This is a genomic window from Clostridioides sp. ES-S-0190-01 (assembly GCF_020658275.1).
In the GTDB taxonomy this organism is placed as follows: Bacteria; Bacillota; Clostridia; order Peptostreptococcales; family Peptostreptococcaceae; genus Clostridioides.
The window spans coordinates 1-26,687 of the sequence record NZ_JACVWA010000015.1 but is presented as its reverse complement, the minus strand read 5'-3'; the positions used below and the strand labels follow the sequence as shown (position 1 = coordinate 26,687).

Sequence of the window (26,687 nt, the reverse complement as noted above, 5' to 3'; positions counted from 1 at the left end):
TTAAAATTAAATAAAATGGAGGTAGTATCTTGGAAACTTTAAAGGGTTTAAAGAGAACTCACTACTGTGGAGAGTTGAGAGAAAAAAACATAAATGAAGAAGTTGTACTTATGGGATGGGTACAGAAAAAAAGAAACTTAGGAGGACTTGTATTTGTTGATTTAAGAGATACAAGTGGATTATGCCAAATAGTTTTTGATACAGATGTAGATAAAGAAGCTTTTGAAAAAGCTGAAAAATTAGGTGCTGAGTTTGTAATAGCAGTAAAAGGAAAAGTATGCGAAAGACAGTCTAAAAACCCTAACATGCCAACTGGGGACATAGAGATATTTGCAACTGAACTTAGACTTTTAAATAAATCAGAAACTCCACCTATTTATATAAAAGATGATGATGATGTTTCAGAAGCACTAAGACTAAAATATAGATACTTAGACTTGAGAAAATCATCTATGCAAAGAAATTTAAAGTTAAGACATAAAGTAATGAATATTACAAGAAATTACTTATCAAATAATAGATTTTGTGAAATAGAAACACCATTTTTAATTGCTCCAACACCAGAAGGAGCAAGGGATTATCTTGTACCAAGTAGAGTTAATCCAGGTAAATTTTATGCATTACCACAATCACCACAATTATACAAACAATTATTAATGGTAAGTGGTATGGATAGATATTTCCAAATTGTTAAGTGTTTTAGAGATGAAGACCTAAGAGCTGATAGACAACCAGAATTTACACAAATAGACTGTGAAATGTCTTTTGTTGAACAAGAAGATGTTATGAGTATGATTGAAGGATTACTTGAAGTTATATTTAAAGAAGTTTTAAATGTAGAATTGACACTTCCACTTCCTAAAATGACTTATGCAGAAGCTATGGCTAGATATGGTTCAGACAAACCAGACACTAGATTTGGTTATGAACTAACAGATATATCTGATGTCGTTTGTAATTGTGGATTTAAGGTGTTTGCTGATGCTACACAACCAGGAAAAAGCGTTAGAGGTATAAATGTAAAAGGAAAAGCTGACGATTTTACTAGAAAACAAATATCATCATTAGAAGAACATGCTAAAACATATAGAGCAAAAGGGCTTGCTTGGATGAAAGTAGGTCAAGATGGAGTAACTTCTCCAATAGCAAAATTCTTTAGCGAAGATGAAATGAATGCTATACTTACAAGAATGAATGCAGAAGCAGGAGATTTACTTTTATTTGTAGCTGATAAAAACTCAGTAGTATTTGATGCTTTAGGACAAGTTAGACTTGAAGTGGCAAATAGACTTAATATATTAGATAAGAATGTATATAATTTATTATGGGTAACTGAATTCCCTGTTTTTGAAGAAGATGAAGAAACAGGTAAGTTTGCAGCAATGCATCACCCATTTACATCACCTATGGATGAAGATTTAGATAAACTAGAAGATGGAGATAAAGCATCTTTAAGAGCTAAAGCTTATGACATTGTATTAAATGGATATGAAATAGGTGGAGGAAGTGTTAGAATATCAAATTCAGATGTTCAATCAAGAATGTTTAAGGCACTTGGGTTTACAGAAGAAAGAGCTAATGAGAAGTTTGGTTACTTATTAGAAGCATTCAAATATGGAACTCCTCCTCATGCTGGTCTAGCTTTTGGGCTTGATAGACTTGTTATGTTGCTTGCAGGAGCTGAAAATATAAGAGAAGTTATTGCATTCCCTAAAAATCAAAATGCTGTTTGTCCTATGACAAATGCTCCTACAGTAGCAGATGATGAGCAATTGGATGAATTAAGTATAAAAGTTGATATAAAAGATAAAGAATAATATATGAATAAGAAATAATATATAAAAGACTGTCGCACTAAAAATAGGGTGACGTCTTTTTTTTGTACTATTTAATAGTAATAATTGTCAATTAAAAGTAACATTAATTATTATTTACACAATTCTAAAAAAGAATTCTGTTAGATTAATAATCCAAACTATTCCTACCTGATACTACAAACAATAAAATACTATATTAGACAAAAAAATTAAAAAATTACCAAATTAAAAATTATTTAAAAATAAATTGACAACGATTTCGAGTTGTTATAATATGTAATAAAGAACTTGTTATATAATGTTATAAAAATACTACATGAGGGGGTGAGTAAAATGGATGAAAAAAAGCAAAAAAAAGAAATGGACTTAGAGGTAAATTCATTTATTCCTTTGTACCAACAACTATATGACAACATAAAAAAACAAATAGCAGCTGGTATATATAAGCCAGGAGATAAACTTCCATCTGAAGTAGACCTATGTAAGGAGTTTAATATAAGTCGTATAACTGTGAGAAATGCGCTTAATGAACTTGTAAAAGAAGATATATTATGTAAAAAGCGTGGAAAAGGAACTTATGTAACTATTCCAGAGAGAATAGAAGCAACATGTGCAGGAAATAGTTTTACTAATTCTTGTCATCGTATTAATGCAAAACCAAGTACTAAGATAATCTCTATTTTGATAAAAAAAGCTGATAAGCAGGTGGCTGAAGCTTTAAATATTGAACTAGAAGAGAAGATAATATGTATTAAAAGACTTCGATTAATAGATGAAGTACCTGTTATTTTTGAAGTTGATTACTTTAGAATAGATTACATGTTTTTATTAAAAGAAGAGCTGGAAGATAAGTCTTTAATGGAAGTTATATCTAATAATATAAGTACACTACCTAATCGTGTGGAAAATATATTTGAAGTAAAACACTCAAACAAAGAATATTCTGACCACCTTAAATGTGCAAGCAATATGGCATTATTAAAAGTAAGACAATTAGTATATACAGAGAATAATGATGTTTTATATTACAATGAACAATTTATAAGAAGTGATAAGTATAAATATGCAGTATCAGCAGAAATATAATTTACACTTAGGAGAGGAATAAATATGAGAAAAATAATATTAGCGTCTCATGGAGACTTTTCAAAAGGGCTTTTAGATTCAGTAAAAATGATAGTAGGAGATTTAGCAAATTGCGTTAATTCATACAGTTTATATCCTGGACAAAGCGCTTCAGATTTTGCTTTAGAGTTAGAAAAAACAATAGTAGAAGATAAAGAATGTGAATATATAATTTTATCTGATTTATACGGAGCAAGTGTATGTACTGCTATGTTAAGGTTAACTAAGTTACATAATGTTAAGCTATTTTCAGGAATGAATTTAAATATGGTATTAGAGCTTCTTACAAGATTTTCTGATAAATTAACAACTGAAGATGCAGAACAGTTAGCAAAAGAATCTAGAATGGGAATACAAAATGTAACATTACAAATAAATGAAGAAGAAGAGGTATTTTAGTTTATGGACAATAAGGGAATATTATCAGTTTTTAAAAACAAAAAGCCAATTATAGCAATGATACACCTAAAGGGAGATACTTCAGATGATATTTTTGAAAGAGCTAAAAAAGAAATTAGTATCTTAGAAGCAAATGGTGTAGATGGAATAATGTTAGAAAATTACTATGGCAATTACTATGATTTAGAAAGAATACTTGAATATGTATCTAAATCTAATTTGTCAATACCATATGGAGTAAATTGCTTAAATGTTGATACTATGGGATTTGAACTAGCAACAAGATATAATGCAAGCTATGTACAAGTTGACTCTGTAGTAGGTCATGTCAAACCTAGAGATGAGGCTACTTTAGAAGAATTTTTCAAATTACACCGCTCAAAATGTCAAGCTTATTTAATTGGAGGGGTACGTTTTAAGTATCAACCAGTTTTATCAGAAAATACTGTTGAAGAAGATTTAAAGATAGGAATGACAAGATGTGATGCTATAGCAGTTACAGAAAATGCTACAGGGCAAGAAACATCAATGGAAAAAATAGAATTATTCCGCAAAAATGTAGGAGATTTCCCTTTAGTTATTGCAGCTGGAGTTACATTAGAAAATGCAAAAAAGCAGCTTGAGATAGGGGATATGGCAATAATAGGAAGTTACTTCAAAGATAATTACCAAGACTTTGGAGATGTTAGTGCAGAACACGTAAAAACATTTATGGATGAAATAAAAAAAATTAGGGAGGAATTATAATGATTAAATTAGTAAGGGTAGACCACAGACTTATACATGGACAAGTAGCATTTACATGGACAAAGTTTTTAAATACAGATTGTATATTAATAGCAAGTGATGAACTATTAAAGGATGATTTAAGAATGGCAGGGCTTAAAATGGCTAAGCCATCTAATGTCAAACTTGTAATGAAAAGTATAGCAGATTCTATAAAAGCACTTAATTCAGGTGTAACTGACAAATACAATCTTTTGATACTTTGTGAATCTGTAGAAGATGTTTATAGACTATCTAAAGAAGTTAAATCTATTAAATCAATAAACCTTGGTGGAACAAAATCAGATGATAATCGTGAAAATATATCTAAAGCAGTTCATGTATCAAAGGATGATATAAACATGATTAAAGAATTAGATTCAGAAGGTGTAAATGTATTCGTACAATTAGTTCCTGATGATGATGCTACAAATGTAATGAAACTAATATAATTTTAGGGGGATAAAAATGGAATTTACACAAGTTATTCTAATAACTCTAATTGCATTCTTTGCATATATGCATTGTTTTGTAGGTTCTACAATGCATAATAGACCTATAGTTGTTGCACCACTTGTTGGTTTAGCACTAGGAGATTTACGTACAGGTATAGTAATAGGGTCAACATTAGAACTAGTATTTATGGGTGCATTCCCAGTTGGAGCAAGTAATCCTCCTGACTTTGTATCTGGTTCTATTATTGCTACAGCATTTGTAATATTAACTGGTCAAGATGTATCAGCAGCAGTTGTACTTGCAGTTCCTATAGCAACTTTAGTATTACTTATAGACAACTTCTTAATGACAGTAGTACTTACATGGGGAGCTCATCTTGCTGACCGTTATGCAGAAGATGGTAACATTGAAGGTGTAGAACGTATACAATTATTATTTGGTATAGGCAATAAATTAATACTAGCAATAATAGTAGGTACAGGATTCTCATTAGGTGTTCCAGTAATAGAAAAAATACTTTCATTTATACCATCATATGTAATTCATGGTATGGATGTTGCAGCAGGCGTGATACCAGCAATAGGTTTTGCCATGTTAGCTAGAATGATGCTTAATAAGAAAACGATAGCATTCTTATTATTAGGTTTTATAATGGTTGCTTATTTAAAAATAACAGTAACAGGAGTTGCATTATTTGGATTAGCAGTAGCTTTAATATATGTTAACTTTTTAGGAGAAAAGGAGGTAGTAGTAGATGACAACGAATTCTAAGAAATTAGAAACAATTTCGCCAGATAGCAAAATAACAAGAAAAGACTTTTGGAAATGTTTTAGAAGGTCTTTAACATTAGATTCATCTTGGAACTATGAACGTATGCAAAATATAGCATATGCATATACGATGGCACCAATAATCCGTAGATTATATAAAAATGATAAAGAAAAAAAATCTCAAGCTTTAAAAAGACATCTTGAATTTATGTCAGTTACACCTCATATAAGTACTCTTTTAGTTGGTATATCTGGAGCTATGGAAGAAGAAAATGCAAAGAATGAAGAGTTTGATGCAAAGAGTATAAATGCTGTTAAATCAAGTTTAATGGGTCCAGTTTCTGGAATAGGAGATTCATTTTTCTGGGGAACATTAAAGCTTATAGCAGCTGGAGTTGGTATAGCTTTAGCTTCTCAGGGGAATATAATGGGTCCAATTTTATTCCTTCTAATAATAAATATTCCTCACTTTATTATTCGTTATATATGTTTAGATAAAGGATTTAAGTATGGAACTCAATTTTTTAAAGATGTAAGTGGTTCAAATATAGTCTCAAAAGTTATGGAAGCAGCATCAATGCTAGGACTTATGGTAATTGGAGGGATGACCGCCTCTAATGTAATACTAAAACTTAGTGTTAATGTAGGGAGTGGAGAATGGGCAGAGCCTATTCAAACTTACTTAGACCAAATAATGCCATGTATGCTTCCAGCTATGATATTTGGAATTATGTATTGGTTATTAGGAAAAAAAGTCAAGACAACTACGATATTAATTTCAGTTATGATTATTTGTATAATATTAGCTGCAATTGGGGTAGTATAAGTAAAATTATGAATATGATTTTTGATAATCTTTTCTACAATTGAAATATATAAAGGGGAGGCGTACTAAAAAATAGGCGATTCCCCTTTTGAATAAAAAGTAAATACTAAGTTCAAATAAATCACCAATTTTATGCCTATAGTGGCAAGCACCTTTTTCTTTTTTATCCATTAAAGTTATCTTTATCTTTGGTCTTCTAGCCATAATCTTACACATCCTCCTTTGTATTCATATTCAATATAATAAAAATACTGTATTTTAAAATTTTATCATGAATTCGTTTTTAAGTAAATTTTGTTTTAAAAACTATTTTTATAATAATAATCAGAAAATTTAGACTAAATTTGATTAGTAAAGTTGTAATAAATTCACTAAAAATAAGTTAGAATAGGTGAAAATTGAAGTATTTATAAGCCTCATAAAAAATATTTGGGAATAAATTATACACTATAAAATTTTAATAAAATAAGTATAATTCTAATAAAACTGAAATAAATTTAAAATATGTGTGAATAGTCTAAATTTAAATAATAATTTTAGACTATTTATCTATCTATAACTTAAATTATATCAAATTGATAATAAACTATATATTATACTTTTTTGTAGAGTAGAATTATAATTATAGAAAGAAAAAAAACTATCAAGGGTGAAAAAAAAGTAGAAAAAAGTAGAAAAGATTCTTTTACAAAGAAAGGGAGGGATAATCTTGCAAGAGAGAGAAGAATTAGTTTTAAATCCAGTTCCAAAAGAGGAAAGAGTTGGATGGTTAGCTCCATTATTTAATATGCTTGGCTCTAATATAGCCATATCAGAATTAATGGTTGGAGGAACCTTAATTTTAGGAATGACTCTTTCCAATATGATTATTACATCAATTATAGGGAACTTAATATTAGTCGCAATTATTATGATACAAGGTTATATTGGTTGTAAAGAAGGGTTAAATACATATGTATTAGCTAAGGGGGCATTTGGAGAGATAGGTGGAAAATATCTAATATCTCTATTGCTTGGAATAACTAGCTTTGGTTGGTTTGGTGTACAAGCAGGAGTTGCGGGATTATCAGTACAAAAAATATTTCCAAGTGTAAACTTAACTCTAGTCACAGTTATACTTGGATTATTAATGGTAGTTTTCGCTTTGTATGGTTTTAAGGCAATGGCTAAGTTTAATTACTTAGTTATACCACCACTTATAATATTAATGGCTTGGGGAGTTTTTAAAGCTTTTTCTACTTATGGAGTTGAAGCTATCTACAATTACACTCCTCAAACAACAATGAGCATGGTTGAAGGATTAAATATGGTTGTTGGTCTTATCATAGTCGGTGCGATTATATCACCTGACCAATTAAGATATACAAGGGGAGTAAAAGATATTTGGATAATTGGTTTTTTAGGATTAGGTATTATTTCATTGTTCCAGCAAGTTGCAGCAGGTGTAATGTCTATGGGTGCTCCTACTTGGGATATAACAGAAGTATTGGCTAATTTAGGATTTGGATGGATAGCATTTGTTATTTTAATACTTGCATCTTGGTCAACCAATGTATCAAATGCCTATTCTGGTGGATTGGCACTAAAAACTATTTTTCCAAATGTAAAGAGAAATGTATTAACTTTAGTTGCAGGTCTAATAGGTACAACAATAGCAGCTACTGGTATAATATTCAAATTCCAATCGTTCTTATCTTTCTTAGGAATAGCAGTTCCAGCTATAGCAGGAATTATGTGGTGTGAATATTATTTTATACAAGGAAGAACTTATAAACACAGAGAAGGAATAAATTGGATTGCAGTAATAAGTTGGTTAATTGGTTTTGCAGCATCATATTATACTTCAAAAATAAGTTTCTTAATACCACCAATAAATGGAATTGTAGTAAGTATGATTCTTTATTATATACTAATGAAATGTTTTGGAAGTAAGGATAAATAAAGGGGGAAATTGTATGAGTCGTAAAGTGAAAATAGGTATAATTCAACAGCATAGTGTACTTGGAGATGTTAAAAAAAATATAGAAAAAGCAGTAGAGATGATAGATGATTTGGGAAATCAAGGTGCAGATATTATTTGTTTGCCAGAATTATTTGCTACAGGATATAACTTAGAATATTTAGGTGGAATTAAAACATTAGACCTAATAAGAGAACATAACAAATACATAGAAAAATCAATGTCAGAAGCAGCTAAAAGAAATAATGTATACCTAATATCTCCATATGGAACTTTAGAAAAGGACTCTACACATGTTTTCAACTCAGCTGTTATATTCGATAGACAAGGTAATATGATGGGAGAATACTGTAAAAATCACCTATGGTCATTAGAAGCAGTATACTTTAAAGCAGGGGAAAAAGTAGATGTATATGATGCTGATTTTGGTAAATTTGGTGTAATGATATGCTATGATGCAGGATTCCCAGAAGTGGCTAGAGAATTGACATTAAAAGGCTCTGAAATAATATTTATACCTTCTGCATGGAGAATACAAGATGAAGATATGTGGGATTTAAACGTATCTCAAAGAGCTTTAGAAAATACTGTGTATACAGTAGGAGTAAATTTAGTAAGTAATGACCCTAATTTGATACTGTTTGGAAAGAGTAAAATATGCAATCCTAGAGGAACTATAATAAGTCAATTAGATACATATAGAGAAAAATATATATTAGCAGAGATTGACCTAGATGAAATAGAAAAATATAGGAACGATATTCCATACTTAAAAGACAGAAAAAATAGTTACAATATATAATTTTACATTATATGTTAAGGTACAATTTTGATAAAAAATAAAATAGGAGGATATGTCAAACGCTAAAGATAAAGTTATTAACTCTGTTTGATATATCCTCTTTAATAATACCAGCTTTGGTTTAAAGGTTTTTGAAATAGTTTATAAGAAAGTCTTTAAATAATAAGACTGCTTTAGATGCATAATTCTCACTAAACCATGAAAGATTTAAATATCTTTTAAATTCAATATCTTTTATATGTAATAGTTTAATTTCAGGGTCTCGAGATAAGCCCCATGATTTTCCACATATAAATCCAACTCCTTGAAGTGATTTTATAAGAGCATAGATTGTATATGGAGAATCGGATTCAAAGGCTATTTTGGGCTTGAAATTAGCTGATTCACATAATATATCTATTATTTCTCTGTAATTCTCACCTTTAGTTATAACTATAAAATTTTCATCTGAAACTTCATTTAGATAAACCTCATCTTTTAAGGATAGAGAGTGGTTTATTGAAACTCCTAATAATATTTCCTCGCAGGTTAATGTTATATTATTTTCTGAGTTTAATTTTGTAAATGAAGAAGATATATACAAATCAAAATCACTTTTCTTATAAGACGATGGTAGAGTATGTGAAACATTAAAGGTAATATTAGGATATAGTTTTCTAAAGTTGCTCAAAAGTGGCGGTAATACATTAGCAGCTGCTGTAGCTAATATTTTTACTTCACCAGAGTTTTCTAAGGAAATATCTTGTAATTCTTTTTTTGACATTTCTACTAAATCTAAAATACTATCAACCCTTTTTAGAAATAATCTACCATATTCATTTAGTACAATATATCTTCCTTTTCTATCAAACAACTGAACCCCAAGTTCTTTTTCTAAAGAAGATATGGTTTTACTTAAAGCTGGTTGTGCTATATTTAGTTTTTGTGATGCTTTTGTTATGTGTTCCATTCTAGCGACAGTTTGAAAATACTTAAGATGCAATAAATCCATAATATAAAATACACCTCTTTTAATATAACTTGAATTATATAAATTTGATAATTAATTATATATTATACATTATAATACAAAGCTTGTATAATAAACTATAATATGGCATAAAGTTATGTAAATATTTACTAATACATTTACATAATCTAACTAATAAAGGAGATATTTAATATGAAATTAACTAAGGAAATATTAGAATATGCTTTAATAGGAGGTACAATTTTAGGTGGAGGAGGTGGTGGTGCAAAGGAAAGTGGAAGAGAGATGGGGGAATATGCCTTACAACATGGATTTCCAAATCTAATAAGTATAGATGAATTACATGATGATGCAATTGTCTTAAATGTATCAGCAGTAGGAGCTCCAGCAGCACCACTCAAGTATGCTGATAATGATGATTATATAAATACAGTCAAGATATTTATTGATAAACTAGGATTAGATATACAAGGTATTATTACAAATGAAAATGGAGGATGTGCAACAATAAATGGATGGCTTCAGTCTTCTGTACTTAAAATACCACTAATAGATGCACCTTGCAATGGTAGAGCCCATCCAACAGGCCTGATGGGGAGCCTTGGATTACATAGAGATAAAACATATAAGTCTTATCAAGCTGTGTCTGGTGGAAATCCAGAACTTGATAATCATATAGAGGGATTTGTAGAGGGGTCTTTAAATAAGACAGCAGGACTTGTTAGACAGTGTGCTGTAGCAGCAGAAGGTTTAGTTGCTGTAGCTAGAAATCCTGTAAAAGCATCTGTTGTAAAAGAAAATGCTGCTATAGGAGGTATAAGCCATGCAATAGATTTGGGTAGAGAGTTTTACTTAGGTTTAGAAATATCAAAAGATAAAGCAATAAACAACGTTGTCGAATTTTTGAATGGAGATGTAGTTTCAGAAGGAACAATAGAAATTTTAGAGTTAGAAACTACAGGTGGATTTGATGTAGGTAAATTGATTGTAAATGGTTATGAGGTAACTTTTTGGAATGAATATATGACAATAGAAAAAGAGAATAATAGAATAGCAACATTTCCAGACTTAATTATGACTTTTGATAAAAACACAGGCATGCCTGTTACATCAGCAGAAATCAGAGAAGGGCAAGAGATAGTTTTAATAAAAACTTCTAAAGAAAATTTAAAACTTTCAATAACAATGACACAAGAAGAATTATTAAAAGATATAGAAGATATATTAAATAAAAAAATAATTGGAGTTAATTAGGATATGTAGTAATTTGATTGATTGAAGAATTAAAATTGATTAAATTTAATGAGCAATATAATACCTATAAAACTATAAATAAAACAAATACTTAGGAAAAAGTTTATAAAAATAAAAAAATAAATAAGATATGAAAGATAATAAGAAAAAGTTTATAAAAATATAGATAAAATAAAAAATGCTGTAATATTTATAAAAATAAAAGTAAAAATATTTAAACAAAAACTATAAATAAAAGAAATAAAATTGGATGGTGAGCAAATATGATGTTAAAACAAGTTTTGGAAGTTTATGATATTATTGATAGCGCAGAAGTAGATGGAGAATGTGTAAAAAAATATTTGGAAAGCTATGGTGGGAAGAATATATTAGTAAAAACTTTAGGTACGGAAAAAGGGTCTACTGACTTAGTAAAGCTTACAATACCAGGAAAAAATGGAAAATCATCAGGAGGAACAGCTAAGACATTAGGTGTTTTAGGAAGACTAGGAGGAATTGGAGCAAGACCAGAAATGATAGGTATGGTTTCTGACGCTGATGGAGCTTTAGTAGCAATAGCAGTAGGAGCAAAATTATTGGACATGCAGAATAAGGGAGATTTTATTGATGGAGATGTAATAGTTTCAACTCACATATGTCCAGATGCACCTACTAAAGAACATAAACCAGTTCCATTTATGGATTCTCCAATTGATATGAGAACTATGAATGAAAATGAAGTTGATTTAAGCTGTGATGCTATATTATCAATAGATACAACTAAAGGGAATAGAGTTATAAATACAAGAGGTTTTGCTATATCTCCCACAATAAAAGAAGGGTATATTCTAAAAACAAGTAATGATTTATTAGACATAATGCAGACTACTACAGGAAGACTTCCTTACGTATTTCCAGTGTCAATACAAGATATAACTCCATATGGAAATGGTTTATACCATATAAATAGTATTCTTCAGCCTGCTGTAGCTACAAAAGCACCTGTAGTAGGAGTTGCTATAACAACTGAGACAACAGTTGCTGGATGTGCAACTGGAGCAAGTAATTATTCTGATTTAGAGAGTGCAGGAAGATTTGTTGTTGAAGTAGCAAAACACTATTGTGGTGGAAATTGTGAGTTTTATGATGAACATGAATGGAATATTTTAATGAATAGATATGGAAGCTTAGATAAGTTTCAAACTTTTGGAGAAGAATAAAGTTGTCTTTTATTGATGTTTTAGAATGGATGATATAGGCTAAATTATTGTGATATAATATTTAGAGTAAATAAAAATTGTAGATATAATAATTTTAGGGGGAGTTAATATGAAATCAATAAAATCAATATCATCAGTATTGTGTTTATCTCTAGTTTTAAGTTTATCATCAATATCATATGCAAATGAAGTGGGTAGAACGGCAACAGAAAATACTTTAATAGGTAAAGATAGATATCAAACAGCTATTGAAGTAAGTAAAGAGGGTTGGAGTAGCGCAAATGAAGCTGTAATAGTGAATAGTGAATCTATTGTAGATGCATTATCTGTTACACCATTTGCTAAATTAAAGAACGCTCCAATACTACTTACAGAAAAAAATAATTTAAATTTACAAACAAAGAAAGAATTAGAAAGATTAGGTGTTAAAAAAGTCTATATAATTGGACTATCTGGTTCTGTATCAGATAATGTAGAAAAACAACTAGAATCTAATAACTTAACAGTTGATAGAATTGGTGGTAGTGACAGACATCAGACAGCTTTAAACATAGCTAAAAAGATAGAAGGTTTAAAAGACATATCAGAAATAGCTGTGATAAATGGATATACAGGTCTTGCAGATGCAGTTAGTATAGCTTCTGTAGCTGCTACTAATGGTATGGTTATACTTCCGGTTTCTGATGCATCTGGAGTGTCTAGTTTTAAGGATTTTATAGCTTCTAAAAATATAAGTAAGTCATACATAATAGGCTCTACTAATGCTGTATCAGATAAAATAAAACAAAGTCTACCAAATTCAGAAAGAATAGGTGGAGCAGATAGAAATGAAACAAATGGAAAGGTAATAGAAAAATTTTATACATCAAATGACTTAGATAATGTATTTGTAGCTAAAGATGGAATGAAAAAACAAAATCAACTTATAGATGCTCTAGCAGTAGGTGTATTGGCATCAAAAGAAAATTCTCCAGTACTTATAGTAGGAGATAAATTGAGTGCAACTCAAAAGAGTATATTTACAAATAAAAAGGCGACTGCTATAACTCAAGTTGGTAGTGGTGGAAATGAAAATGCATTTGCAGAACTAAAAGATTTACAAGGGAGTAGTACTGGTAAGAAAGTAATGTATGTAGCTAATACAGATAAAGTAAATGTAAGAAGTGATGCTACAATAGAAGCTTCTGTAGTGGGTTATCTAAACAATGGTGATGAAGTAGAAGTTTTAGAAGTACTAAAAACGGGATGGGTTAAGATAAAATACAATGACGATATTGGATATGTCAGTGGATCTTATCTAACAAGTAATAAACCTAATAACAGCAGTGAGAATGTTAAGATAAAATATGTAAAAGAAAAAGATGGTCTAAATGTTAGAAAAGGACCAAGTACGGAAGATGAAAAAATAGGACAACTTCCATATGGAAGTAAGGTAGAAACTGTAGAAATGTTTGCTACTGGATGGGTAAAAATAAAATACAATAGTGGATATGGTTATGTAAGTAATGATTACCTATCTGATACACCAGTTATCTAAACTTATAGATAATAAACAATAAAGAGACTGTCTTAATATTAATGACAGTCTCTTTATTGTTATGAAATGTAGATTTTAATAATGATTTATATTTTGATAACCTAACTTTAGAAGTTATTATTGTAGATATTATTAATATATAAATACTTAAAATCCGATGCTTAATACCAAAATTGCATATTAATATGATGAGATAATTTAAATATAAATAATTTTATCTAATTATTATTATAAATTAAGTAGTAATATAAAAGAAATAGCTAAAATGAGTCCTTTTATTTTTGTTTTTTGTATCTATTTGGTATAATAGTATTGAAACATATAATAATTTAGATAAAATTTCTTAAGAGAAATACTATGAGGAGAACATAAAATGAAAAAATGTCTTTACTGTAATAGGGATATAAAGTCACCAAATAATAAATTGGCTATAAAATACGATGACAATACCAATATATATCCATGCCGTACAGAATGTAAGGAAAAAATTGAAGAATATATAATAAAAAAACCTACTTATAAGTTTATAAATATATTGGAGGTTCTTTTAGGTGTAGGTGGAATATTTTGCTTTTTGAGCAAATGGACTATTGCAGCCCAAATTGTACTTGGAATTGACGCATTAGTTATATTTTTATTTCCATTAGCAGGGTTTAAGATGAATGGTAAATTAAGTATGGAGCAAACTAAGCATCAGAGCAGGTCTATAGCAATATCAATTTTAGCATTTATAATAGTAATAACTGTATTATATTTTAAGCAAATTGGTAAGTAAATCATAATTGTATAGAACATCATAAGAGTATGAGGTGAGTTTATGGAAGAAAGAAAATTAGCACCAAACAATGAGCGAGAAGCTCTTATAAAAAGATTAAAAAGAATAGAGGGTCAAGTTAAAGGGATACAAAAGATGGTAGAAGAGGAGCGTTATTGTGTTGATATATTAGTTCAAATATCTGCTATAAGGTCTGCTATAAATAGAGTGGGTACAATTATTTTGGAAAATCATATAAAAGGATGTGTAGCAGAAAGTATCAAACATGATGATAGTGAAAAAACTGAAGAGATGATAAAAGAACTTATGGATACCATAAATAAATTTACAAAATAAGGGGGCGATTAGGTATGAATCAACAAGGATTTATTATGGAGATTGTTGATGATAGAACTGCAAAATTAAAAATGCAAAGACACTCAGCTTGTGCTGCTTGTGGAAAATGTGCTACTGCTGACTCATCAGAGTCAAAAGAGATATTAGTAGAGGTAGACAATACAATTGGTGCGAAGGTTGGTGACCATGTAGAAGTAAGTATGGATAACATGAATGTATTAAAAGCAGCTGTGATGGCTTATATAATACCTCTTGTAGCACTTCTTGTTGGAACAATAGGAACATACTATATATTGGGAGCGATTGGCATGACATCTGGCGTTGAAGCGATAAGTGGATTAGTTGGGATTTGTCTTACAATAATTTGTTATTTGTATTTAAAGAAGAATGATAAAAAATTTAGAGATAGTAGAGAATTTATACCAGTAATCACAAGAATCTTAATTGACCTTTAAAATGATTATAATTTAAAAATAGCAATGTACTCTTATAAACACTTAATGTATATTTATAGGATTTGGGTACATTGCTATTTTTATATTTTTATTTTGATTTTCTTTGAGGAATAAAGTTCTTTCGTATTTTTAAAAGGTTTAATGTTCTTACAAAAGAAGTTACAACCAATACACCAAGCGATATTGCAGCACTTAAAAATAGTGCATCAGTACCTTTTGACATAGCTAAATCATAATTTTTTTGAATTAAAGATAACATTGTATTGTATAATCCAATTCCTGGTATCAGAGGAAGAATACCTGGAATTACAAATACAATAGCTGGTTGCTTTAGTTTTCTAGCCAATATCTCACTACATGCTGAAACCAAAGCGGCAGCTATAAAACCCGCAAAAATTGAGTTTGTAGTGAAATTAAATAAATATACATACACAATCCAACCAACTCCACCAGTTATTCCAGCTGGAAGAAGTAGATAAAGTGGTGCATTAAAAAAAACAGCAAATCCAGCAGTTGCAATGCCTGAAAATAAAAAATGTAAAATCATTGACATATCAGTCATTAGAAAGGACCTCCAATTCTATACCATGTATCAAGGACAAAACCGACTCCAGAAGCAATTGCAATAATAATCATAGCAGCATCGAAAGCACGAGAAATTCCTGATATTAAATTACCTGATATTAAATCTCTGATGGCTTTTATAAAAGCAACTCCTGGGAGTAGTGGCATTATTGCTCCAACTATAAGCATTTTAGGGTCATTCAAAATACCTATTTCAACTAGTAAAACTCCTGAAAGTGCTATTAAAAAAGAAGATACTAAACATGAAAATGCAGATATTGCACTTATCTTCATGGTTTTATCATAAGTAATTGCAGCAAATATTGCTATTATAAATGTAAGAATAAAATTTAATATATAATTCCCTCCAAGCAAGCAAGCAAAGCAAGCAGATGCAATTCCTGTACAAGAGTAAAACAACCATAAAGGATAAGGTTTTACCTCTTGGATTTCATAAAGACGTGCAATAGCAGTATCAATATCATATTCTTTATCATTTACAAATTCTCGAGAAAAACTGTTTAATAAGGAAATCTTATTTAAGTTTATACCTCTTGATTGAATCGTTTTCATAAACGAAAAACCGTCAAATTTTTCATCTGAAATAATTATTACTGTAGGAGTTGTAAAAATATTTACATGATAAAATCCTCTTGACCTGCATATTCTAAGGACACTGTCTTCAACCCTAGATGTTTCAGCTCCATTTTTTATCATAAGTTCCCCTACAAATAGAGCTAATTTTAGAATATTTTTTTTATATTCAAGTTCCTCATTTTGATTCATAAATACACCTCCAAATTAAAAAACATAATATTGAAATTATATCAAATTTTTAAGTAATATTCCTTATATATATATAAATTATATTATCTTTTTTTTATTTAAAAATAGTCACATCTAAATTATATCCAATTAAAAGAATTAGACAATATTATTTATTATATTTTAACTTAAAATACAGAAAGAAAACATGTAAAAGTAGTAAAACACTTGACTATTAATTTATAAAAGACTATAATAATAAATTATCATATTGATAAAAACGAAAATTATGAAATGTCTGTAAAAGTAAAATTTAAATAATAACTAGGAGGAGTAATATGTTTGAGAACTTGAAAAAAGCGGACCCTGAGATTTATGAAAGTATGAAAAGAGAGTTAAAAAGACAACAAAGGAATATTGAGTTGATAGCATCTGAAAATATAGTATCAGTTCCAGTAATGGAAACTATGGGAAGTCATCTTACTAATAAATATGCAGAAGGTTACTCAGGCAAAAGATATTATGGTGGATGTGAGTACATAGATGAAGTTGAAACTCTTGCAATAGATAGAATTAAAAAGATATTTGGGGCAGAACATGCTAATGTTCAACCTCATTCTGGAGCAAATGCAAATATCGGTGTATATTTTGCTATGCTAAAACCAGGTGATGTTGTTATGGGAATGAATTTATCTCAAGGTGGGCATTTAACTCATGGTGCTCCAGTTAATATTTCTGGTCAATATTATAAATTTTATGAATATGGAATAGATAGAGATAGTGGACTTATAGATTTTGATGATGTTAGAAAAATAGCACATGAAGTAAAACCTAAAATGATAGTTGCAGGAGCAAGTGCATATCCTAGAGAGATAGATTTTAAAAAATTTAGAGAAATAGCTGATGAGGTTGGAGCATTACTTATGGTAGATATGGCTCATATAGCAGGTCTTGTAGCTGCTGGTCTTCATCAAAATCCATGTGAAGTAGCTGATTTTGTTACAACAACAACTCATAAAACTTTAAGAGGACCTCGTGGAGGAGTTATCCTTTGTAAAGAAAAATATGCTAAAGCTATAGACAAAGCAATATTCCCTGGAATTCAAGGCGGACCTCTTGAGCATATAATTGCATCTAAAGCAGTATGTTTTAAAGAAGCTTTAAGTGATGAATTTAAAACATACCAACAACAGGTTGCTAAAAATGCAAAAGCTTTAGCTGAAGAACTTATTAAGAGAGATTTTAAATTGATTTCTGGAGGAACAGATAATCACTTAATATTATTAGATTTAACTAATAAAAATATAACTGGTAAAGCAGCAGAAAAAAGATTAGATGATGCTTACATAACTGCTAATAAAAATACAATACCATTTGATCCAAATGGCGCACTTGTTACAAGTGGAGTAAGACTTGGTACTCCAGCTGTAACTACTAGAGGCATGAAAGAGGAAGATATGGCAGTAATTGCTGAGGCTATAGACCTATGTTTAACTTATGATGAAGAATCTAAGGCAAGAACATTGGTTGTTGGTTTAACTGAAAAATATCCTCTATATGAAGAATATAATATTATGGATTAATTAAAAGTATAATTAAATAAGACATATCTAAAGAATTAAAATGATAGTATTTATGTTTAAGTATGTTTATAAAGACAAAACCCAATTAATTAGGAGATAGCTTCCAATATTAATTGGGTTTTGTCTTTTTTAATTAAAACTTTAAGATTTCTTAAGAATTATACTAGGTTTTTCTAAAGATTTAAAGTTTATACTTATAAATATAGTAATTAAAGGTATTTAAAGGCTTTAATGAGGAGGGAATCTTATGAAAGTATTAATTCTTACAGGAAAATTTGGTATGGGTCATTACTCAGCATCAAACTCTTTAAGTGAAGATATAAAAACAAAATTTAATAATTCTGAAATAATAATTAAGGATATATTTGAATATATTATGCCTAACTACTCAGATAAAATGTATAAAACTTTTTCTATTCTTGTAAATCGGGGAAGTAGTCTTTATAATTTATTTTACAAATGCACTGAAAATGGAAAAAAAGATATAAAATTTACATTTTCAGATTATTTCTTAACTAAATTAGACAAGTTACTTAATGAAATACAACCAACAGTAGTTATTTCAACTTTTCCATTTTGTTCTCAAGTAGTATCAAGATATAAAGAAAAGTATAATTCAAATCTTCCTTTGATAACATGTATAACAGATATAAGTAGTCATTCAGAATGGATTAGTAAAAATACAGATTGTTACTTAGTGGCTAGTGAATCTACTAAAGAAGAACTTATTTTAAAAGGAATAGATGAAGATAAAGTAAAAGTTAATGGGATACCTGTAAAAAAAGAATTTAAAAAAATAGAACATATAAATCATTTAGATAAAAAAAACATCCTCATAATGGGTGGGGGCTTAGGTTTATTGCCTAAGTCAGAACAATTTTATAGAGAACTAAATAGTTTAGAAGGAGTAAAAACTACTGTAATAACTGGTAATAATAAAAAAATGTACTATAAATTGTACAATAGATATGAAAATATTGAGGTTGTAGGCTATACTAATGAAGTATACAACTATATGGAGAGTGCTGACCTTATTATTTCTAAACCAGGTGGAATAACATTATTTGAAACAATTTACTCAGAGCTTCCAATATTAGCATTCAATCCATTTTTGCAACAAGAGATAAATAATGCTGATTTTATACTAAATAATGGAATTGGAAGAATACTTGATAAAAATAAAAAATACTATGTAGATGAGATAAAAGACTTAATCTATGATGATGTTACACTTAAAGAAATGAGTTTGAATATGAAAAAACTTAAAAAACAATTTGATAATAATTCATTAGAAAATATTTTATTTTCATTTGATGGACAAGGAGTGTGTAGAGAATGTATGTAGTAGGTTTAATTATAGTTGTTGCTTTGATTTTTTTAATCCATTCAATTATACCTACATATTATAATAAATTATTAAATAAAGATGTATTGAAAAATATGACTGAGAAGAATGAAATTGCTCTTACATTTGATGATGGACCAGACAAAAGATATACAGAAAAATTGTTGGATGTACTAAAAGAAAATAATATAAAGGCCATGTTTTTCGTAGTGGCAAAGAATGCTGAAAAAGAGCCTGAAATTATAAAAAGAATGTTAAGAGAAAATCACATAGTTGGTTTACATTCACTAGAACATAAGAATGCATGGCTTTATAGTTATAATTATGTTAAAAAAGATTTTATTGAAAGTACAAATACAATGAAAAATTTAGGTGTAGATGTAAACTACTATCGTCCACCATGGGGTCATACTAATATATTTTCATATCAATTTGTTAAAAAATATAACTTAAAGATGACCTTATGGGATGTAATGGCAGAAGATTGGAGTAAAGATAGTACAGTAGAGATTATAGTAAATAAGTTAATAGATAGAACAAAAGAAAATTCTATAATTTGTTTGCATGATGCAGGAGAAAACTCAGGAGGAGCAGTTGGCGCACCTGAACGTACTATCGAAGCATTAAAGATAGCTATTCCAAAACTCAAAGCTAGTGGTTTTAAATTTGTAACACCAGAAAGGATGTAGTTATGATAAGTAAAACTGAAAAGAAAAATAAGTGTCTAGGTAGTGTAACCTTCTTAGTTTTACTAATGGGTATAACTGGATACTTTGTTTTTAGAGGTCAATCAATTGAATCGTTAATAAAATCATTAAAAGGTGCAAGTCCTGTGTTTATATTAATTGGATTTGCAATGATGTTTATATATGTTGCTTGTGAAGGTATAAATATATATTTAGGTATAAAGGCTTTAAATCAAAAAACTACATTTTTAAAATGTATGGGATATGCGTTTGTTGGATTTTATTTTAGTTCAATTACACCTTCAGCGTCTGGAGGTCAACCAGCGCAAGTTTATTACATGAAGAAAGATGATATAAACATATCTTATTCTTCACTTATACTATTAGTTATTGTTGTCATTCACCAAGTTGTTGTATTGGCATATAGCGGAATAATGTTCATTATGGAACGTGAATTTATACTAAACAATGTAAGAGGAATGAGTATTTTATTGATATATGGTGTAATAACGAATGTTGCTCTTGTTGTTGGAGTAATTGCAGTTATATTTTCAAAAAAATTAGTAAATAACTTCATAATATTCATAACGAATTTATTAGGAAAATTAAGAATAATAAAAGATGTTGAAGGTTCACGAAAAGTGATAACTTCTCAAATTGAAGAATATGTTAAAGGTGCTCAATATATAAAACAAAATCCAAAGTTAGTAATTAAGATTTTACTTATAACTATTGTGCAAATAACAGCTATGTTTTTAGTACCATTCTTTGTATACAAAGCTTTCCATCTATCAACATATACTGTGTTTGAAATATTAGCAATACAATCATTACTCAATATTGCTGTTTCATCTTTACCATTACCAGGAGCTGTTGGGGCATCTGAAAATAGTTTTATGACATTATTTAAGATATTTTTCCCAGGGCATTTATTAGTGCCAGCGATGTTACTTAGCAGAGGAATAAGTTTTTATGCATTCGTTGCTATAAGTGGTTTAGTATGTATTGTAGCACATGTTAAATCTTCTGAGAAAGTTAAGTCAGTAAAAGAAGTTGTTTATGTAAGATAGTATTGTATAGTTTATTTTTTACATCAAGGATATGTGTGTACGTTTTGATTAAACTTTGAGCATACTTACAATAGTAGAAAGTATTAAAACGTATGACATTGCTAAGCTTTTACTAATAAAGTATAATATTTTATATAGTTTGAAATATTTAAGAAATATAGTAAAAAAGGAGCTTAGCGATGAATAAAGAGATTCAAAAAAAAATTTTAGTAGCTGATGATAATCCAGAAATTAGGGAAATTGTAGAAATACTTTTAACTGGTGAAGGTTATGAAGTTGTTATGGCGACGAACGGAGAAGAGGCCGTAAATTTAGTAGACAGTACAATTGATTTGATTATTTTGGATGTTGTTATGCCAGTAAAGACAGGGTTTGTTGCATGTAATGAGATTAGAGAAAAAACAACAGCTCCAATATTATTTCTAACTGCGAAAACTCAAGATTCCGACAAGGTTATTGGGTTTTCAGCAGGAGGAGATGACTATTTATCAAAGCCTTTTTCATATTCTGAGTTAATTTCAAGAGTTAAGTCACTACTTAGACGTTATTATATATATCAGGGGAAGGAAAAGAATAAGGAGCAAAATATATTGAAAACAAGAGGCTTAAGTGTAAATTTGGATACTCAAGATGTCATATTGGATGGAGAAACTATATTTTTGACAACTATAGAATATAGCATACTAGTTCTTATGCTAAAAAATAGAAAAAAAGTTTTCTCGTCTGAAAATATATATGAAAGTATTTGGGATGAGCAATATTTTTATACAGCAAATAATACTATAATGGTACATATTAGAAATTTAAGAAAAAAATTAGAGAAAGATCAGAAAAATCCACAATATGTAAAAACTGCATGGGGAAAGGGGTACTATATTGATTAGCAAAATTAAGCCATCAAAGTTGGGTGTCATACTATTGATATATGTAGTAATCTCAGCTGGGGTGGCTTTTATTTTAAATATACCATTTTATTCTGCCGTTGAGTCAATAGTAAAGGATGTATCAGAAGGTAGAACCTACTTTAAAAGAGAAGCAGACCAGTTAATGGCTGATTTTCAAATCTATGTGAATGATAAAAATTTAAGTTCAAATGATGGAGAAGATATATCAAATTGGAATAATGACAATTGGTTTGTATCTATGAAAGTATATAAAGGAAATGAGCTTTTTTATGATACACTGTACTATCCAGATGAAGTACCTGATAAGAGTGAAGAAAATGAATTTTATAGTAGCTCTATGGCTAGACATTATGAGATACAATTTTCTGATATTAAAGCTAGTGTAGTTATAGTAGCACTGTTTCGATTTCGATTTCAAAACTTTATAGAAGCTGTTTCTATCACATTTATGGCAATTACATTTATTGTAACATTTTTATTGCTGTTGAGTAGAAAGATTAAATATCTAAGAAAAATAGAGATGGGCATAAAGATAGTAGAAAGTGGTAGTTTAAAGTATAGAATTCCTGTTAAGGGTAATGATGAATTATCATCACTTGCATCTAGTATTAATGAGATGAGTCAGGCACTTGATAATCAGATTATAAAAGAAAGAGAAATGAAGAATAAAAATAAGGATATAGTAACTTCAATATCACATGATGTCAGAACTCCATTGACATCAGTAATTTGTTATTTGGATTTAATTAAAGATCATAAGTATAATAGCCCTGAGCAATTGGAGCAATATATAAAAAATGTGAGATTAAAAGCATATCAGATAAAAGATTTGACAGATGACCTTTTTACACATTTTGTTAATTCGGAAGAAGAAGTTTCTAAAAAATATGAAAAGATTAATGCAAATGAATTTATATTTCAACTGCTTTTAGATAGTTCATATACATTGGAAGAAAAGGGATTTCATATAAAAATAGAAAATGAACTTTATAATCAATATCATATTTATGTAGATGTAACACAATTTAGAAGAATATTTGATAATCTATGTTCCAACATAATAAAGTATGCAAGAAGGGATAGACCAATAGTATTTTTAATTAAAGTTGAAGATGGTAAGCTGTTAATTATACAAAAAAACAAAGTTAGTAACATTCATAAAGATGTAGAAAGTTTTGGAATTGGCATAAAAAACTGTGAAAAGATAATTGCATATCACAATGGAAGTATAAATGTAAACTCAGGTGACAAAGAGTTTTCTATTGAAATATCTATTCCAGTAAATGAATCATAAATGTCTAAATTAAGTACTACACATGCCAATTGTTATGTGCCTATGACCAAGTAACAAGTTTACTTGTAAGACCATATAATATTATTATCTTAAAAAAAGGGGACATAATAATATGGTTTTAACAGGAGCGCATTATATTTACATTGTATTTATGGTAATTATCTTAATTACTATGCTTATGAAAAAAGATACTATAGTACCATGTATATTAGGTGTTTTTTTCATGGGGCTATTCTTTGAAAAAAATATCTTTGGAGCTATAACAGCAGTGTTTAACTCGTTTATTATATCTTTAAATGAGTTGGGACCTATTATTTTAATCATAGCTATTATGGTAGCTTTATCTAAAGCTCTAGAAGCAAATAATGCCATACAGTATATGGTAAGACCATTTTCCAAAGTTATAAAAAATTCTAACACAGCATTTTTTGTAACTGGATTTGTAATGTTGATTCTTTCTTGGTTTTTTTGGCCAACTCCAGCTGTTGCCTTAGTCGGAGCTGTATTTTTACCTGTTGCTATTAGAGCTGGATTACCAGCGATTGGTGTTGCAGTAGCATTAAACTTATTTGGTCATGGTCTTGCCTTATCTACAGACTTTGTTATTCAGGGAGCCCCAAGTATAACAGCTGGTGCCGCAGGAGTAGCAGTATCATATGTCATAAATGATGGTATGATTTTATTTTGGGTAATGGGAATTGTAACGATATCGATGGCGTTTTATACATTAAAAAGAGATATCAATAAAGGAATGTTTAGAGAAGAGCTTAAAGATTTTGAAAGTGAAGAAGTAAAAGAATTTAATGGAAAATCTAAGATAGCAACTATTTTAGTAGCTTTAGGATTTCTTGCTGATATAATTGCTATGTATATGTTTGACCTAAAAGGAGGAGATGCATCAGCTCTTTTAGGAGGAACAGCAGTGTTTCTAATAATTATTATAAACACTATAAATTTCGGTAAAAATAGTCTTGAAAATGTGTGTGAAAATATAATAGATGGTTTTGTGTTTGGTATAAAGATATTTGGAGCTATTATACCAATAGCAGCGTTTTTCTACATGGGAGAAGTTGCACCTTTAACTGGTGTATTTGGAAAGGTATTAGCCCCTGGTTCTCAAGGATTATTATCAGATATAGGGATAGCTCTTTCTCAAACTATACCACTTAATAAATTTGCAGTATCAGGTATAGAAACTGTAGTAGGAGCAATAACTGGGCTTGATGGTTCTGGGTTCTCTGGAATCTCATTAGTTGGTTCACTTGCATCTGTATTTGGAACTGCTATTAATGCAAGTGTTGGTGCATTAGCTGCATTAGGTCAAATTAGTGGTATTTGGGTTGGTGGAGGATGTCTAGTTCCTTGGGGGCTTATTTCAGCAGCAGCAATTTGTGGAGTTAGCCCTATTGAATTGGCAAAAAGGAACTTTATTCCTGTGATAACAGGTCTCATTGTAACAACAATAGTAGCAGTATTCATTATTTAGAAAATAAAAGCTAATATTATTTTACTTGTAGATTAACAAAGCTTATATAAATTAAAAATAAAAAATCATATAAATTAAAAATAGATGTACAGTTATTATCTACTAAAAGACTTTTGTATCATGTAAAAACTATACATCTATTTTTTTTTGAAGTATTTAATTTGAAATAGTTTATGTAAATTAATATCTGAATATTACATTTAAAATATAGCTTTTAAATATATTTCTAAATGTTAATAATTTAGAAGCTCAAAATTGTATCCTAGTTTTCTAGCATCTGATATAAAATCACTTAGAATTTCTGTACTAGTTTTAGAAACAGCATGTAGTAATAAGATAGAACCATCATGTAAATTATCCATTATTTTCTTCTTAGCTTCCTCATGTGATGGTTGTTTTTCAGTATCCCAATCTCTATATGCGAAACTCCAAAATATAGTTTTATAACCTAGGTTTTTAGTCATTGCTAAGCTTTTTTCTGAATATTTACCCATAGGAGGTCTGAAAAACTTAACTATGTTTTTTCCAGTTAATTCTTTATAAAGTTTTTCAACATCTTCAAATTCATCATTAAAGCTTTCTAGATTGCTTGTTTTTGTTGGCATAGAAGGATGAGTTTTACTATGACTTCCAACTATGTGACCTTCTGCAACCATTCTTCTTATCAAATCTTCATTTTCCTTTATATATGGAGAGGTAACGAAAAAAATGGCCTTTACTTTATTTTTTTTTAAAACATATAGTATCTTTGATGTATATCCATTTTCATAACCTTCATCAAATGTAAGATATAATGTTTTTTTACTATCTTTGATGGGTCCATTATATATAGCATTATAGTCAGAAAAATTAAATTTGATGTCAGTATTTACTTCTGGAGTTTGATGTTTAGTATTTGGTATATAAAACCAATCAAGAGCAGTATTATCCAAAGATGACACATCTAACTTTTCATTATCATTGTTCACAGTATTTTTATTTGATGGACTGTCTGTTCCATCTGAAACAGTTACATTGGAAGTATTTTTACTATCATCAGCATTTTGAGAATCTCCTTGTGTTGATATTTCTTTATTCTGTTCTGTGTTTTGTTTTTTTTGTGAGTTTGAACATCCCACAACGAAAAAAATAGATATAGAAAGTATTGTCAAAACGTATAGTATCTTTCTAAGCATTTTTTAGCTCCCTTCTAAATTAATTGTAATTATATATAGTATTATTATAGTTTGAAAGTGTTATTATTAATAGTTACATATTTGAAAATAAAGTCGCAATAGTATTATAAAATATGAATAATTAATAAATTTAAGAAAAAATGTAAAAAAGTAGTTGACCATATTATAATAAGATGTTATTATAATAAATGTGCTCAACAAGGAACCAAAAAATAATGAGTACAAAATGATTTATTTAATAAAATGAACTTTGAAAATTAAACAGTAGGTTAATTTATAAAACAAGAAACAAACCATAAAGCCAGATATTTAGATAACAATAGTATCTGAGCCTGATAAACTTTTATTTGAGAGTTTGATCCTGGCT

General features: G+C 29.1%; 27 protein-coding genes. 22 read left to right on the top strand and 5 right to left on the bottom strand.

Features of this window, described 5'->3' with window-relative positions; genetic code table 11:
- Positions 1–29: 29 nt before the first annotated feature.
- The 7 genes from aspS (at position 30) to IC214_RS03695 (ending at position 6,159) form a co-directional block, all read left to right on the top strand.
- Positions 30–1,817 (top strand): aspartate--tRNA ligase, encoded by a 1,788-nt coding sequence (gene aspS, locus IC214_RS03725; protein WP_227434494.1) that lies wholly within the window; start codon positions 30–32, stop codon positions 1,815–1,817.
- A gap of 333 nt (positions 1,818–2,150) precedes the next feature.
- Positions 2,151–2,903, top strand: coding sequence for a GntR family transcriptional regulator (locus IC214_RS03720; protein WP_227434495.1), 753 nt, complete (start codon positions 2,151–2,153; stop codon positions 2,901–2,903).
- A gap of 24 nt (positions 2,904–2,927) precedes the next feature.
- Complete coding sequence (locus IC214_RS03715) at positions 2,928–3,341, top strand: PTS sugar transporter subunit IIA (RefSeq protein WP_227434496.1); 414 nt, start codon at positions 2,928–2,930, stop codon at positions 3,339–3,341.
- Between the two features lie 3 nt (positions 3,342–3,344).
- Positions 3,345–4,088, top strand: a complete 744-nt coding sequence (locus IC214_RS03710; protein WP_227434497.1) for a BtpA/SgcQ family protein — start codon at positions 3,345–3,347, stop codon at positions 4,086–4,088.
- Complete coding sequence (locus IC214_RS03705) at positions 4,088–4,558, top strand: PTS sugar transporter subunit IIB (RefSeq protein WP_227434498.1); 471 nt, start codon at positions 4,088–4,090, stop codon at positions 4,556–4,558. Before IC214_RS03710 ends, IC214_RS03705 begins: the two co-directional genes overlap by 1 nt.
- Positions 4,559–4,574: 16 nt before the next feature.
- Positions 4,575–5,333 (top strand): PTS mannose/fructose/sorbose/N-acetylgalactosamine transporter subunit IIC, encoded by a 759-nt coding sequence (locus IC214_RS03700; protein ID WP_227434499.1) that lies wholly within the window; start codon positions 4,575–4,577, stop codon positions 5,331–5,333.
- Positions 5,317–6,159, top strand: coding sequence for a PTS system mannose/fructose/sorbose family transporter subunit IID (locus tag IC214_RS03695; protein ID WP_227434500.1), 843 nt, complete (start codon positions 5,317–5,319; stop codon positions 6,157–6,159). The genes IC214_RS03700 and IC214_RS03695 overlap by 17 nt, the downstream gene beginning before the upstream one ends.
- A gap of 6 nt (positions 6,160–6,165) precedes the next feature.
- Here IC214_RS03695 and IC214_RS03690 read toward each other — a convergent pair whose 3' ends face one another.
- Positions 6,166–6,363 (bottom strand): hypothetical protein, encoded by a 198-nt coding sequence (locus IC214_RS03690; protein ID WP_227482136.1) that lies wholly within the window; start codon positions 6,361–6,363, stop codon positions 6,166–6,168.
- 505 nt (positions 6,364–6,868) lie between these two features.
- Between IC214_RS03690 and IC214_RS03685 the strand changes: the two genes are divergently transcribed.
- Complete coding sequence (locus tag IC214_RS03685) at positions 6,869–8,101, top strand: cytosine permease (RefSeq protein WP_227434502.1); 1,233 nt, start codon at positions 6,869–6,871, stop codon at positions 8,099–8,101.
- Positions 8,102–8,114: 13 nt separating this feature from the next.
- On the top strand, positions 8,115–8,921 hold the full coding sequence (locus IC214_RS03680; protein ID WP_227830818.1) for a nitrilase-related carbon-nitrogen hydrolase: 807 nt from the start codon (positions 8,115–8,117) through the stop codon (positions 8,919–8,921).
- A gap of 121 nt (positions 8,922–9,042) precedes the next feature.
- Here the strand turns inward: IC214_RS03680 and IC214_RS03675 are convergent, their stop codons facing one another.
- Positions 9,043–9,912 carry a LysR family transcriptional regulator gene (locus IC214_RS03675; RefSeq protein WP_227482138.1) on the bottom strand — a complete coding sequence of 290 codons (870 nt, stop codon included), beginning with the start codon at positions 9,910–9,912 and terminating at the stop codon, positions 9,043–9,045.
- A 171-nt stretch (positions 9,913–10,083) separates the two neighbouring features.
- On the opposite strand from IC214_RS03675, the gene IC214_RS03670 reads away from it, so the two are divergent.
- The 6 genes from IC214_RS03670 to IC214_RS03645 all read left to right on the top strand — a co-directional run bounded on the left by IC214_RS03670 (position 10,084) and on the right by IC214_RS03645 (position 15,447).
- Positions 10,084–11,145: a DUF917 family protein gene (locus tag IC214_RS03670; protein WP_227855246.1), complete on the top strand. Its 1,062-nt coding sequence runs from the start codon at positions 10,084–10,086 to the stop codon at positions 11,143–11,145.
- Positions 11,146–11,408: 263 nt separating this feature from the next.
- Positions 11,409–12,344, top strand: coding sequence for a DUF1177 domain-containing protein (locus tag IC214_RS03665; protein WP_227434506.1), 936 nt, complete (start codon positions 11,409–11,411; stop codon positions 12,342–12,344).
- Positions 12,345–12,453: 109 nt separating this feature from the next.
- The gene (locus IC214_RS03660) at positions 12,454–13,881 is read left to right on the top strand and encodes a cell wall-binding repeat-containing protein (protein WP_227846077.1); all 1,428 of its coding nucleotides are present in this window, start codon (positions 12,454–12,456) and stop codon (positions 13,879–13,881) included.
- Positions 13,882–14,254: 373 nt separating this feature from the next.
- Entirely contained in the window at positions 14,255–14,656 is a 402-nt protein-coding gene (locus IC214_RS03655; RefSeq protein ID WP_227434508.1) for a hypothetical protein, read from the top strand.
- Between the two features lie 42 nt (positions 14,657–14,698).
- Positions 14,699–14,992 carry a metal-sensitive transcriptional regulator gene (locus IC214_RS03650; protein WP_227434509.1) on the top strand — a complete coding sequence of 98 codons (294 nt, stop codon included), beginning with the start codon at positions 14,699–14,701 and terminating at the stop codon, positions 14,990–14,992.
- 14 nt (positions 14,993–15,006) lie between these two features.
- Positions 15,007–15,447, top strand: a complete 441-nt coding sequence (locus IC214_RS03645; protein ID WP_227434510.1) for a SoxR reducing system RseC family protein — start codon at positions 15,007–15,009, stop codon at positions 15,445–15,447.
- Positions 15,448–15,535: 88 nt separating this feature from the next.
- Here IC214_RS03645 and IC214_RS03640 read toward each other — a convergent pair whose 3' ends face one another.
- Positions 15,536–16,009, bottom strand: coding sequence for a threonine/serine exporter family protein (locus tag IC214_RS03640; RefSeq protein ID WP_227434511.1), 474 nt, complete (start codon positions 16,007–16,009; stop codon positions 15,536–15,538).
- The gene (locus IC214_RS03635) at positions 16,009–16,797 is read right to left on the bottom strand and encodes a threonine/serine exporter family protein (protein WP_227434512.1); all 789 of its coding nucleotides are present in this window, start codon (positions 16,795–16,797) and stop codon (positions 16,009–16,011) included. Before IC214_RS03635 ends, IC214_RS03640 begins: the two co-directional genes overlap by 1 nt.
- Before the next feature lie 317 nt (positions 16,798–17,114).
- Here IC214_RS03635 and glyA point away from each other — a divergent pair, with 317 nt between their 5' ends.
- The 7 genes from glyA (at position 17,115) to IC214_RS03600 (ending at position 25,145) form a co-directional block, all read left to right on the top strand.
- On the top strand, positions 17,115–18,359 hold the full coding sequence (glyA, locus tag IC214_RS03630) for a serine hydroxymethyltransferase (protein WP_227434513.1): 1,245 nt from the start codon (positions 17,115–17,117) through the stop codon (positions 18,357–18,359).
- A 247-nt stretch (positions 18,360–18,606) separates the two neighbouring features.
- Entirely contained in the window at positions 18,607–19,704 is a 1,098-nt protein-coding gene (locus IC214_RS03625) for an MGDG synthase family glycosyltransferase (protein WP_227434514.1), read from the top strand.
- Complete coding sequence (locus IC214_RS03620; RefSeq protein ID WP_227434515.1) at positions 19,695–20,393, top strand: polysaccharide deacetylase family protein; 699 nt, start codon at positions 19,695–19,697, stop codon at positions 20,391–20,393. The genes IC214_RS03625 and IC214_RS03620 overlap by 10 nt, the downstream gene beginning before the upstream one ends.
- Before the next feature lie 2 nt (positions 20,394–20,395).
- A complete protein-coding gene (locus tag IC214_RS03615) occupies positions 20,396–21,460 on the top strand; it encodes a lysylphosphatidylglycerol synthase transmembrane domain-containing protein (RefSeq protein WP_227434516.1) in 1,065 nt (354 codons plus the stop codon).
- Positions 21,461–21,639: 179 nt separating this feature from the next.
- Positions 21,640–22,344 carry a response regulator transcription factor gene (locus tag IC214_RS03610; protein ID WP_227434517.1) on the top strand — a complete coding sequence of 235 codons (705 nt, stop codon included), beginning with the start codon at positions 21,640–21,642 and terminating at the stop codon, positions 22,342–22,344.
- Positions 22,337–23,659, top strand: a complete 1,323-nt coding sequence (locus IC214_RS03605; protein WP_227830813.1) for a sensor histidine kinase — start codon at positions 22,337–22,339, stop codon at positions 23,657–23,659. Before IC214_RS03610 ends, IC214_RS03605 begins: the two co-directional genes overlap by 8 nt.
- Before the next feature lie 112 nt (positions 23,660–23,771).
- Complete coding sequence (locus IC214_RS03600) at positions 23,772–25,145, top strand: hypothetical protein (RefSeq protein WP_227434519.1); 1,374 nt, start codon at positions 23,772–23,774, stop codon at positions 25,143–25,145.
- A gap of 233 nt (positions 25,146–25,378) precedes the next feature.
- On the opposite strand, the gene pdaA is transcribed toward IC214_RS03600, so the two are convergent.
- The gene (gene pdaA, locus IC214_RS03595) at positions 25,379–26,320 is read right to left on the bottom strand and encodes a delta-lactam-biosynthetic de-N-acetylase (RefSeq protein ID WP_227866232.1); all 942 of its coding nucleotides are present in this window, start codon (positions 26,318–26,320) and stop codon (positions 25,379–25,381) included.
- Between the last annotated feature and the right edge of the window lie 367 nt (positions 26,321–26,687).